This is a genomic window from Caulobacter sp. SLTY (assembly GCF_009905535.1).
Lineage (GTDB): Bacteria > Pseudomonadota > Alphaproteobacteria > Caulobacterales > Caulobacteraceae > Caulobacter.
Genome location: NZ_JAAALA010000054.1, coordinates 1 through 12,133, shown reverse-complemented (window position 1 = coordinate 12,133; position 12,133 = coordinate 1). Strand labels below are relative to the sequence as shown.

Sequence of the window (12,133 nt, the reverse complement as noted above, 5' to 3'; positions counted from 1 at the left end):
CGCCATGTTCGCAACCGCCCGCCTTCGTACCGTAACGGCCGGGGCGATACCGCTTTCCGAAGTCACCGCGACCGGCGCGCTCTGGGTGAAATTGGATTGAGATTGCCGCGAACCGGTAATGGTCAGGGCGCCGACGTCACCGTAGTCCCCCTGGGCCCTGAACCCCAGATCAGCGCAGGCCTCGGGAGTCGGCTTCCCGTCGCTGGGAGGCCCCGCCATGACGGCCGTGGTCGGCGTGCCGGCGGCGATCAGGACGCAGAGCGCCCCGGCCGTTACGGTACGAAGGCGGGCGGTTGCGAACATGGCGATTCCCCTCTGCTGGTTTAGTTCGCCGCCGAGTTCGCGCGTCAATCAAGGCAAATTATAGACGTAATATGTTTTGTTCGGAGGCGGACCCGCGTTCGGCCAACGGTAAATTCCCTTGTTGGGTGAATGTCGTTCATTCCTGCTTCAGGTGCGCAGATGGACGGTATGGGCGACCTGGGGCGCGAGCCTTGACAGGTCAGGGGTACAGGGCGAATTGTGCCTTTGTAATTATGGTTAACGGCGGGCTTATGGGGGGCTTGCGATGCACGAAGCCGAACATGCCGAAGCCCTTGCCGTGGTCCCGGTGAGCGCGTTCAACGATTCGAGTCCTGTGAAACAACCTTCAAAGATGAGGGGTGTCGTCATGGGCGTCGCCCTGGCGGCGATGATCCTCCCGCTGTTCGGCTGTGACGCCGCGCCCAACCTGTGGGGCAAGAAGGGGGATGCGGCCTGCCCGCGTCCTCAGCTTGCCACCGTGGCCAGTCCCCAGTTCAACGCCCAGCAACAGGAGATTCGCACCCTGCGGCGCGGCGCCTTCCGGGGCGACTTCTTCTCGCAGCTCGAGCTGGGGCGGCGGTATGAAGGCCAGCGGGCGGTGGACCGGAACCTGGATGACCCCGTCGAGGCGGCCGTCTGGTACACCATGGCGCTGACCAACCCGGACGGCTACGCCCAGGTCTCGGCCCAGCCCCGCAGGGGCAGCAGCGGCGACACCCAGGGCGCCGGGCGCTTCGACCACTGCCGGGCGGTGGAGCGGCGCAACGCCTACATGACCCTGGACCGGCTGCTGGGTCGGATGGATTCGGGCGAGCAGGACAAGGTTCGATCGCGGGTGGTCTATGTGCTGTCCAGCCAGGGAGCCGAGGGCTTCCGGACGCTGGCGCGGATCCATGACGACGGCTTCGGCATCTTCGGCGAGCCGTCCGACAATCGGGAGGCCCTGGCGGCGCGCGGGCGGCCCTACAAGCCGGGCACGCCGTCGGTCATCAACCTGTTCCCGCGCAACGACGTGGACGCCTATCTGTACAATTTCCTGGCGGTCCAGACGGGCGACATCGGCGCCTATGTGATGCTGAAGGACTTCGAGCGGTCCACGCCGGAACGAGGCGGCTTCGGCAGTTTCGTGGAGTCCAAGGCCAAGCGCTGGACCCCGCCGTACGAATTCTATCCGCCGGACGCGCCGGGCAGCGGCGTGCCGCATGTCGACGAGAGCAACTGGCGCGATGAGGCCACCGACGTGGCGCTGGACCGGCTGCGCGAGCTGCCGTTCGTGCATATCGCCGAGGCGCTGACCTATCTGCGGGTGACGCCCGTCGCGGTGAAGCGCGAGGAAGACCTCTATCCGGGCGACATGCAGACCTTCCAGCAGATGCTGGGTCGCGAGCCGACCGGCCGGCTGACGCCGATCGAGAAGGTCCGGGCCATCCAGTACGCGGCGGTCAACGGCTCGCCCAAGGCCCAGTTGGTGCTGGCGGTCATGTACTCCGAAGGGGTGGGGGTGCGGCGCGACTATGCGCGGGCCTTCTACTGGTATTCGGAGGCGGACAAGCAGGGCTCGGCCGAGGCCAAGTACGCCATGTCGACCTTCTTCTCGCTGGGGATGGACGGGGTGGCTGATCAGAACAAGGCCGACGCTGTGGTCTATCAGGTCGGGGCGGCGCTGTCGGGCTTCAAGCCCTCGGCGGGGCGGCTGCAGCAGGTGCTGAGCCAGGTGTCGCGCGAGAACCGGCAGCAGCAGCGCCGTGGGGAGTATCGGTGATGAAGAAGCGTTCCCCCTCGTTCCGTCTGGCGCTGGCGGCGGCGACCGCCGTCGGCCTGGGCCTGACCGCCTCGCCGGGGCCGGTATCGGCCATGCCGGAGGCCCAGGTCGACCAGCAGATCCGGCCCAACTTCGGCGGCCTGATCAATCCCCCGCTGAAGCCCCGGTATCGGCCCGACAAGTGGCGGCCGGGCAAGTACAAGTGGGGCAAGCGGCCTCGCCGGCCGAACGGGACCTACTATCCCGACAACATCCCCTATCCGCGCGACCAGGCCGTGGCGGTGGTCGATTGCGGCAACGGCTCCTACATCGCCGGATCGACCGGGCAGGCGGAGACTCTCCGCGGCGGGCCGCCGCCATCCAGCGGCAACGGCTATTCGAACGGCAACGGCTACTCCAACGGGAATGGCGGCGGCTACGGCAACGGTTCGGGCGGGTACGACGACGGCTACTACCAGGAGGGGTCGCCGACGCCGGTGTCCGACGCGCTGCAGACCCTGGAGGATGGCGGCATCCTCTACATCCGGGGCGCGGCGGCCTGTAAGGAGACCATCGTTGTCGAGAACCCGGTGATCATCGCCGGGGAAGGCGCCTCGATCTTCTCCGAGAGCCAGTACACCTCCGCCACCATCACGCCGGACGCCGGCATGGCCTGCATCCGGATCGCGTCGGGCGTGAAGGGCGTGGAACTGCGCGACCTGACCTTCAAGACCCAGAATGGCGGGCGGATGCCCTGCATCGAGGCCTGGGACGCCGAGGTGGCCCTGGTGCGGACCACGGTCGAGTACTGGGGCGATGCGTCCGCGGTCTATGCCTCGGGCGGCAAGGTGATCATGCGCGACAGCGTGATCGAGGCGAAGAGCTGGGACCCGGCGGTGCTGATCGAGGGGGCGGTGATCGACATCGCCCGCAGCCGCATCTCCGGCGAAGCCGGCGGCCTGGACCTGACGCCCGGCAACGGCGAGTCCCGGCTGGAGCAGGTGGGGATCATGGCGCGGGGCGGCGAGACGCCCGGCGACGTGGGCCTGCTGGTCCGCGGCCTGCGCAGCGGCACCGGTACGCTGACCGTGCGCAACATCACCGCCTGTGGCTGGAACACCGGCCTCCATCTTGAGCGGGGCGCGGTGGTCGACATCGCCCGCAGCCGGATCTGCGACGCCCAGCGCGGGGTGATCTCGGCGGGCGCCAGCCTGACGGTGCGGGAATCGGCGATCGGGGCGCGGGAGATCGGCGCCTACATCTCGTCGGGCCGGGCTCGGTTCACCCAGAACCGCTTCTACGGCGGCGGACGGCCGGCCTATGCCGAGCAGGGCGCTACCCTCGAGCTGCAGGACAACTGGGTCTATTGGGATAGCGAGTGCTGGCGCGCGCGGTTCGACCGCGGCCTTTACTGCATGAGCAGCCGGAACCTGCCCACTTCGCTGCGTGAACGCGGCGGCTGGAGCGGGGGCTATCGCCGCGGCTGGGAAGGCGACGGCTACGAGTTCGGCTACCAGCGCGACGGGGCGCCCGTCGCCCTGCCGCCGGAAAAGGCCCCGCCGCCGCCCAAGAAACGCTGGGGGCGGAAGGACTAAAAGCCTCCCCCACGCTTCGCGCGAGGGAGGACTTTCCATGCCTCAGAGGGCCAGCGCCACCCGCGCCTTCGACGCCTGTTCGTAGGCGTAGCCCAGCTGCAGGAGTATCGCCTCGCTTCATTTCGGGCCGATGAAGCTCAGCCCCACCGGCATCCCTTTCGCCAGGCCCATCGGCACGGTCAGGTGCGGGTACCCGGCCACGGCCGCGGCGTTCCCCGCCCCGCCGCCGACGTAGCGGTCGCCCAGCACCGGGTCGATCAGCCAGCTGGGCCCCAAGGTCGGGCCGACCAGGGCCACCACATCGTTGTCCGCCATCAGCTTGTCGAGGCCGCCTCGGGCCAGGCGATCGGCCTCGGCCTTGGCTTTCAGATAGGCGGGGTCGGCGAGGCCGTTGGTCCTTTCGGCCTGCTCGAACAGGTCCTGGGGGAAGAGGGCCAGTTCCTGGGCCGCGTTGGCGCGGTTGAAGGCGATCACATCGGCGAGGGTGCGGACCTTGACCCTCTCGGGGTCGGTGGTGGCGAGGTAGTCGGCCAGCCCGACCTTCAGCTCGGTGAGCAGGATGACCAGTTCGTGGCCGCCGATCTCGCGGCGGTTCGGGAAGTCCTTGATCTCGACCAGGACGGCGCCCTGGTCGCGCAGCACCTGGAGCGCGGCCTCGAACGCGACATCGGTGTCGGCGTGGAAGCCGGCGGCATATCGCATCACGCCGATCCGCTTGCCCCGGAGCGCGTTCGGGTCGAGACCGGCCGCATAGTCGGCCTTGCGCTGGTCGGCGTCCTTCGTCGCCGCATCGGCGGGGTCTGAACCGGCCATGGCGGTGAGCAGGCGGGCCGCGTCTGTGACCGTGGTGGTCATCGGGCCGGGCGTGTCCTGGCTGGCGCTGATCGGGATGACGCCGGTGCGGGAGACGAGGCCCACCGTCGGCTTGAGGCCCACCAGCCCATTGACCGCCGCCGGACAGGTGATCGAGCCGTCCGTCTCCGTGCCGATGGCGGCCCAGGCCAGGCCCGCCGCCACCGCCGCGCCCGAGCCGGAGGAGGAGCCACAGGGGCTGCGGGCCGGATCGTAGGGGTTGCGGGTCTGTCCGCCGACCGCGCTCCAGCCGCTGAGCGAGCGGGAGGAACGGATGTTGGCCCATTCGGAGAGGTTGGTCTTGCCCAGGATCACCACCCCCGCCTTGCGCAGCCGGACGACGAAGGGCGCGTCTTTGGCCGGGACGTTGTCCTTCAGGGCCAGGGAGCCGGCTGTGTTGGGCATGCCGGCGACGTCGATATTGTCCTTGATCAGCAGCGTCAGGCCGTTGAGCGAGGGCGGGTGCGGCTTGGCGCGGTCCCGCTGGTCGGCGCGGCGGGCCTGGTCCAGGGCGGTGGGATCGCGGCGCAGGATGGAGCCGATCCGGCCGTCGACGGCGTCGGCGCGGGCGATGTAGGCGCGGACCTGATCCTCGTGGCTGGCCGGTTGGGCGGCCACCGAGAGCGGCAGGGCGGCGGCGAGCGCCAGGGCGAGCAGGGGGCGCATCTTGTTGTCTCCGGTCAGGCGGCGGACTTGAGGTAGGCGAAGGTCGCCCCGAGCAACAGAAGCACGCCGGCGGCAAAGGCCAGCGACAGGGCTATAGCGCGCAAAGGACGCATGGGACCTCCCGAAACACCAGCTTGCCTTCAAGCCGCTTGTCCCTTCAATGGGATTCGAGGGCGATCAAAATCCGGGGGCGGCTTACGCCATGAGTGAAATTCCGTGCCGGGCTTGTCCGCACCGGCGCCAGCCGGCGTTCAAGACGGGCACGCCCGAGCAGATCGACTTCATCCAGACGATGAAGACGGGCGAAGAGACCTTCGAGCCGTCAGAGGTGGTCACCGCCGAGGGCGCCGCTGAGACGCCGCTTTACACCCTGCTGTCGGGCTGGGCCTTCCGCTATCGGACCCTGCCGGACGGGCGGCGGCAGATCCTCAACTTCCTGCTGCCCGGCGACCTGATCGGCGTGCAGGCCAACTTCCTGGGCGAGGCGGCCCATGGCGTGGAATCGATGGGGACGACGGTGTTCTGCCGGCTGGCGCGGTCGAAGATGTGGGACCTCTATCGTGGCTACCCTGAGCTGGCTTTCGACGTCACATGGCTGACGGCGCATGAGGAAGGCCTGGTCGACGAGACTCTGCTGTCGGTCGGGCGGCGTACGGCCATGGAGCGGATCGCCACCCTGCTGCTCTATCTCTACAAGCGGGCGGCGGTGATCGGCATGGCCAGCGATGGCGTGCTGGAGACGCCCTTGCGACAGACGCATCTGGCCGACGCGCTGGGCCTGTCGCGGGCGCACGTCAACGAGACGCTCGGCCGGCTGGAGAAGCGGGGCCTGTTCCGCTTCCGCAGGGGGCGACTGGAGATTCTCAACCCCAAGGCGCTCGAAAGCCTGGCCGACTACTACGACCAGCCGCTGGCGCCGCGACCCCTGCTCTGACCCCTTACTTGGGCGCGGCGCACCGCGTGCGATCGCCGGCCTTGCAGGCCGCGACATCGGCTTCCCACTGGGCGCGGGCCCTGGCGTTGGCGGCCTCGGTGGCGGCGACGCGGGCCTGGTAGTCGGCCATTTCCTTGTCGTACGCGGCCTGGTCGGCCCGGATCTTGGCCTCTCGCGCCGCCTGGGCGGCGGCGTAGTCGGCGGCGGCCTTGCGGTTGCGGGCTTCGACGGCGGCGTTGTTGGCGTTGATCTGGGCGTTGGCGCGGGCGGTGCCGGCGTCCTGGGCGGCCAGCTCGTCCGGGTTCATGCTTCGGCGCGCCCAGGTATTGTTGGGGTCTTCCGGAACGGCCGCCGGCGACGGAGCCGGGGAGGCGGGCAGGCCGACATTGACGGGCGGGGCGGCGGCCGTCGTGGTCTTGCCGCCGGGCGAGCGGCTGCTGGCGATCAGCGGGCTGCCGTTCTCGGTCGACAGGCGATAGTCGGCGCTCAGCTTGGCCGGCAGGATCAGCCGCAGCTCACAGTCGCTGACCACCCACTGCACCTTGCCCGGGCCGGCGGTGGGCGAGCGGCAGGTCCCGGTATAGCGGGCGCGCAGATCGCCGTTGTTGAGCTCGATATTGCCGCGATAGGTCAGGCCCTGGACCAGCAGGTCGCCCTCGGAATAGCCGGCCTTGCGGTCGCTGGCCGACACTTTCGACATCCGGCCGCTGGAACCGCTGACCGTGAAGACGCTGCCCTTGCCCACGGCCCAGTCGCCCTGCAACTGGTCGAGGCTGGCCAGGTCGGCGGCGGCGGCGGCCAGGCCGCTGGCCAGCAGCGCGGCGGCGGAAAGGCAGGCGGTCAGTCGCATCGTCTTCAGCATCTCTTCTTCGTGTCGCCCCGGCCCATGGATTCCACGGAACCGGCGCGTTGGCACGTTCCAAATCCTTAACCTGACCCTGTCGGAGGCCCGGCGCCATTGCCTTCCCCCCTCGCGGTCGCTACATCCCGCGCCCAACTCCCGCATAGCGAAATACGAAAGCCGAGCGCCCCCATGGCCGCCCAATACATCTTTCAAATGCAGGGCCTGACCAAGGCCTATCCAGGCGGCAAGAAGGTGTTCGAGAACATCTGGCTGTCGTTCTATCCGGACGCCAAGATCGGCGTGGTCGGGGTCAACGGCTCGGGTAAGTCGACCCTGCTGAAGATCATGGCCGGCATCGACAAGGAGTTCAACGGCGAGGCCAAGGCCGCCGACGGCGTCAAGCGCGGCTACCTGGAGCAGGAGCCCCACCTCGACGACAGCAAGACCGTCTGGGAAAATGTTATCGCCTGGTGCGACGAGAAGACGGTGTTCGACCGCTATAACGCCATCGCGGTCGAGATGGCCGAGAACTACACCGACGAGCTGATGGAGGAGATGACCACCCTCCAGGAACGCATCGACGCCGAGAACCTGTGGGACATCGATAGCCGCATCGAGATGGCCATGGACGCCCTGCGCTGTCCGCCCAACGACGCCGGCGTGACCAAGCTGTCGGGCGGTGAAAAGCGCCGCGTGGCCCTGGCCCGGCTGCTGCTCAGCAAGCCCGACATGCTGCTGCTCGACGAACCGACCAACCACCTGGACGCCGAGTCCGTGGCCTGGCTGCAGCATCACCTGGAGGCCTTCCCGGGCTGCGTCATCCTCGTGACCCACGACCGCTACTTCCTCGACCAGGTGACCAAGTGGACCCTGGAACTGGACCGCGGCAAGGGTATCCCCTTCGAGGGCAACTACAGCGGTTGGCTGGAGCAGAAGCAGAAGCGCGTCGTCCAGGAGCAGTCGGAGTCCGAGGCCCGCCAGCGCGCCCTGACCCGCGAACTGGAATGGGTGCGCTCCGGCGCCAAGGCCCGCCAGGCCAAGTCCAAGGCCCGTCTGGCCGCCTATGACGAGATGGTCCGCGAGCAGGAAAACAGCCGGCAGGCCCAGAGCTATGCGGTCATTCAGATCCCGCCCGGCCCGCGCCTGGGCAACGTGGTCCTGGAGGTCACCGACCTGGAGAAGGAATACGGCGACAAGGTCCTGTTCAAGGGCCTGAACTTCCGCCTGCCGCCGAACGGCATCGTCGGGGTCATCGGCCCCAACGGCGCCGGCAAGTCGACCCTGTTCAAGCTGATCACCGGCCAGGAACAGCCCGACGCCGGGACCATCAAGGTCGGCGAGACGGTGAAGCTGGCCTATGTCGATCAGAGCCGCGACGACCTCGACCCCAACCACACCGTCTGGCAGGCGATCAGCGGCGGCACCGACGTGATGATGGTCGGCAAGCGCGAGATCAACAGCCGCGCCTATGTCGGCAGCTTCAACTTCAAGGGCGGCGACCAGCAGAAGAAGGTCGGCCTGCTGTCCGGCGGTGAGCGCAACCGCGTCCACCTGGCCAAGACCCTGGCCACCGGCGGCAACCTGATCCTGCTCGACGAACCGACCAACGACCTCGACATCGAGACCCTGCAGAACCTGGAAGAGGCGCTCGAAGAGTTCGCCGGCTGCGCCGTGGTCATCAGCCACGACCGCTGGTTCCTCGACCGCCTGGCCACCCACATCCTCGCCTTCGAAGGCGACAGCCACGTGGAATGGTTCGAGGGGAACTTCGAGATGTACGAAGAGGACAAGAAGCGGCGGCTGGGCGTGGACAGCCTGATCCCGCACCGGATCAAGTTCCAGAAGTTCGCGCGTTAAGAAGGGGGGCGCGTTTGGGTGGAAGCTGGGCGATCCTCCTCGCGCAACCCGATCCCAGACGACCCTCTCGTTGGCGCAGCAAGAACATCCGGCGGCAAGCCGTGCGCCTCCTTTCCCCGATCCCGGCAATCGGCTAGCGTCATCCGGGCGGCGCATCGGGGTGCGCCTGCTGGTGGCGTTTGGGGGGCGTTGTGGGGATTACGGTTTCCGCGAAGCGGGTGATCGCTTCGAGCGAGGTGCTGGCCTTTACCAGTGGCGAGTACGCCGTCCTGATGGTTCGCGATCCCGCGACGCCGAACACCAACCCCGCGATCGTCAATTTCGGGCAGATCAAGCTGACCAACGCCGGGCCGCTGGCCATCGGGGTGCGGGCCGAGAGCTACAACGGGCCGCTGGAAAACATCGGGCTGATCTCGGCCACGACCACGGCGACCGGCGGGGTCGCGGTCGGGCTCGAGCTGCCGCACGGCTTTCCCTATGTGATGAACCTCGGGCAGATCGTCGCCACCGGCGACATCGCCTACGGCATCCGCCTGCCGCAGACGCCGCCCAACAACCCCTTCGAACTGGAGAACGGCGGGCTGATCTCGGCGGTCGGCCGCACCCAGGCCTACGGCGTCCTCGCCAGCCAGTATGGCGACCTCTACAACGCCCCCTCGGGCATCATCCGCTCGCAGGTCACGGCGGCTGATTTCGCCGCCAACGTCGCGGTGACCGCTTCCAGCTACAGCCGGGTGATCAACACCGGCCTGATCGAGGCGATCGATCCCGGGGCCGGATTGTCGGTCGGGGTCTGGCTGAACGGCAGCGCCACCCTCTACAACACCGGCACGATCCGCGCCGACCTGGCCATCGTCGGCGGCGACGTGATCGACAGCCACCGGCCGGCGGTGTTCAACGCCGGCCATGTGGTCGGCGATGTGGTGCTGTCGACCGGCCGGATGAGCAACGTCGGCACGGTGGACGGCAACGTCTTCCTCGGGGACGACGGCGGCAGCTTTACCGGCACGGGCGGGTTCGTGTCCGGGTGGGTGGTCGGCGGGGCCGGCGCAGATGGGCTGTTCGGCGGCTCGCGCGACGACCGTCTCGCCGGGGGCGGCGGGAACGATTACATCGTCGGCGGCTTCGGCGCGGACACCCTGTCGGGCGGGGCGGGGGCCGACACCTTCCACATCGTGCCGGCCGGCGGCAAGGACGTGATCCTGGACTTCACGGTCGGCCAGGACATCCTGATGGTCGGGATGTACACCGGCTACCAGTCCAAGACCCAGGTCGGCGCCGACACCCTGGTCACCTTCTCGGACCGTGACAGCATTCTGCTGAAGAACGTCAACGCCGGCGCGCTGACGATCACCTACGACACCTCGACGACCCGGGTCCCCTACGGCTCGATCGAATTCGACCAATCGCTCTACGGCCACTTCCCGATGCAGGCGGGGACCGCCGCCGCCGATGTCATCACCCTGCCGGGCCAGGACGTCACCCTCTATGGCCTGGGCGGCGACGATATCCTGACCGGGCAGGGCTGGCTCTACGGCGGGGACGGCAATGACACCCTGATCTTCGGCCGCAGCCTGGCGCGGCTGGAAGGCGGGGCGGGGGCCGACACCTTCGTGTTCATCCCGGTGTCTGCGCAGGACAGCAACAACGCCGTCATCAGCGACTTCAACGCCGCCCAGGGCGATCGCATCGTGGTCACCGGCGCCGGCTTCTACACGCTGGAACAGTCGGGCACGACGGTGAACCTGCGGCTGTTCGAGTCCAACGGCTTCGTCGCCTTCGACAACACCACCATCGCCAACGTCGAGGCCGGCATCATCTTTCAGCCGGTCTACAAGGTGAAGAACACCCTCACCGGCGTGGCCCAGGGCGAGCTGCTGGACGGCGGGACCGATAACGACCGCCTGCGCGGCATGGGCGGGGCCGACGTGCTCTGCGGCTGGGGCGGCGACGATGTGATCGAGGGCGGCGAGGGCGCCGACATCATCGACGGCGGGATCGGCTTCGACGACCTGACGGGCGGGACCGGGGCGGACCTGTTCATCTATCGCTCCCTCGACGGAGCGGACGTGATCCGCGATTTCAACGTCTCCGAGGGCGACCGGCTGTTCCTCGACGCCTTCGGCAACGTCGACGTCCTGATGACCCAGCGGGGCGCCAATGTGGTCATCGACCTGGCGGGGACGGGACAGCACTCGATCACCCTGCTGAACACCACCGTGGAACAGGTGCGGGCGGCCACCATCACCCAGCAATGGCAGCTGCCGACCATCACCTTCGGCGACAGCCGGGTGTTCGGCGACGGCGGCAATACCTTTAGCGGCACAAACAAGAATGAGGGCGTCGATGGGGCCGGCGGCAACGACCGGCTGAATGGCGGTGGAGGCGACGATCTGCTGCTCGGCGGGTTGGGCAATGACACCCTGAACGGCGGCGCGGGCAGCGACCAGCTGGCCGGCCAAGCCGGGACCGACGTCTATACCGGCGGCGAGGGCCGGGACTATTTCGTCATCTTCGTCGGCGACGGCGCCGACACCATCACCGACTTCAACGTCGCCGAGGACATTCTCGATATCCGCGGACTGGATATCTCCACCATTGCCCAGCAGGGCGCCAACACCCTGATCACCTTCAGCAGCGGCGACACCCTGCTGCTGAACAACATCGTCTACACCAACCTCAAGCCCATGAACTTCATGGGCGCCTACTACACCCCGCCCCTGGCGCCGGCGCTGCAGCCGCCGGCCCCGTCTTCGCCGCCTGTGATCGGCGAGCCGCCACTCCCCACCGGGGTCGGCAACAGCTACACGGCCACGGCCCAGGTTTTCTATGCGAGCAGCGGCAATCCGCGCGACGCGCTGGCTCTCTCGGACCTGAACGACCAGTTCTACGCCGGGCTGGGCGACGACGTGATCTGGGGTCTGGGCGGGCACGATCTCCTGGCAGGCTTCGACGGCGCGGACAGGCTGATCGGCGGCAAGGGCAACGACTCCCTGAACGGCGGGGTCGGGGCGGACACTTTCGTGTTCAGCATCGGCGACGGCAATGATGTCATCGAGAACTTCGGCGCCAACGACAAGATCGAGCTGCACGGTCACACGTCGATCCAGTCGGTCACCGGCGGGCCGCACGAGACCCTGCTGACGTTCGCTTCGGGCGATACGATCAAGATCCTCTGGGTCTCGCCGGACAGCATCCTGACCTCGCAGGTGATCTACTCGGACACCGTGCTAACCCCGCCGGCCAGCAACACCGCGCCGTCCGCGCCGCCGGACATGAACTGGGCATAGCCCAGCGCCGCCATTTCAACGTCCAGGTCTTCAGCCTGGTTGTTCAGGTCC

General features: G+C 68.1%; 8 protein-coding genes. 5 read left to right on the top strand and 3 right to left on the bottom strand.

What is annotated here, in order from left to right; all coding sequences use genetic code 11:
* Positions 1 to 303, bottom strand: a 303-nt coding sequence (locus tag GVN21_RS19745; protein ID WP_166576455.1) for a hypothetical protein, incomplete at its 3' end; no start/stop codon positions are given.
* Positions 304 to 670: 367 nt separating this feature from the next.
* Between GVN21_RS19745 and GVN21_RS19740 the strand changes: the two genes are divergently transcribed.
* Together GVN21_RS19740 and GVN21_RS19735 are read left to right on the top strand one after the other, a co-directional pair.
* A complete protein-coding gene (locus tag GVN21_RS19740; RefSeq protein WP_240903041.1) occupies positions 671 to 2,065 on the top strand; it encodes a sel1 repeat family protein in 1,395 nt (464 codons plus the stop codon).
* Entirely contained in the window at positions 2,065 to 3,639 is a 1,575-nt protein-coding gene (locus GVN21_RS19735) for a hypothetical protein (RefSeq protein ID WP_166576453.1), read from the top strand. The genes GVN21_RS19740 and GVN21_RS19735 overlap by 1 nt, the downstream gene beginning before the upstream one ends.
* A gap of 117 nt (positions 3,640 to 3,756) precedes the next feature.
* Here GVN21_RS19735 and GVN21_RS19730 read toward each other — a convergent pair whose 3' ends face one another.
* Complete coding sequence (locus tag GVN21_RS19730) at positions 3,757 to 5,157, bottom strand: amidase (RefSeq protein WP_166576452.1); 1,401 nt, start codon at positions 5,155 to 5,157, stop codon at positions 3,757 to 3,759.
* Positions 5,158 to 5,359: 202 nt separating this feature from the next.
* Between GVN21_RS19730 and GVN21_RS19725 the strand changes: the two genes are divergently transcribed.
* Positions 5,360 to 6,091 carry a Crp/Fnr family transcriptional regulator gene (locus GVN21_RS19725; RefSeq protein ID WP_166576451.1) on the top strand — a complete coding sequence of 244 codons (732 nt, stop codon included), beginning with the start codon at positions 5,360 to 5,362 and terminating at the stop codon, positions 6,089 to 6,091.
* A gap of 4 nt (positions 6,092 to 6,095) precedes the next feature.
* Here GVN21_RS19725 and GVN21_RS19720 read toward each other — a convergent pair whose 3' ends face one another.
* Positions 6,096 to 6,953 (bottom strand): hypothetical protein, encoded by an 858-nt coding sequence (locus GVN21_RS19720; protein ID WP_166576450.1) that lies wholly within the window; start codon positions 6,951 to 6,953, stop codon positions 6,096 to 6,098.
* Positions 6,954 to 7,124: 171 nt separating this feature from the next.
* On the opposite strand from GVN21_RS19720, the gene ettA reads away from it, so the two are divergent.
* The gene (gene ettA / locus GVN21_RS19715; RefSeq protein WP_166576449.1) at positions 7,125 to 8,792 is read left to right on the top strand and encodes an energy-dependent translational throttle protein EttA; all 1,668 of its coding nucleotides are present in this window, start codon (positions 7,125 to 7,127) and stop codon (positions 8,790 to 8,792) included.
* A 218-nt stretch (positions 8,793 to 9,010) separates the two neighbouring features.
* The gene (locus tag GVN21_RS21280) at positions 9,011 to 12,082 is read left to right on the top strand and encodes a calcium-binding protein (protein ID WP_166576448.1); all 3,072 of its coding nucleotides are present in this window, start codon (positions 9,011 to 9,013) and stop codon (positions 12,080 to 12,082) included.
* Positions 12,083 to 12,133 lie beyond the last annotated feature (51 nt).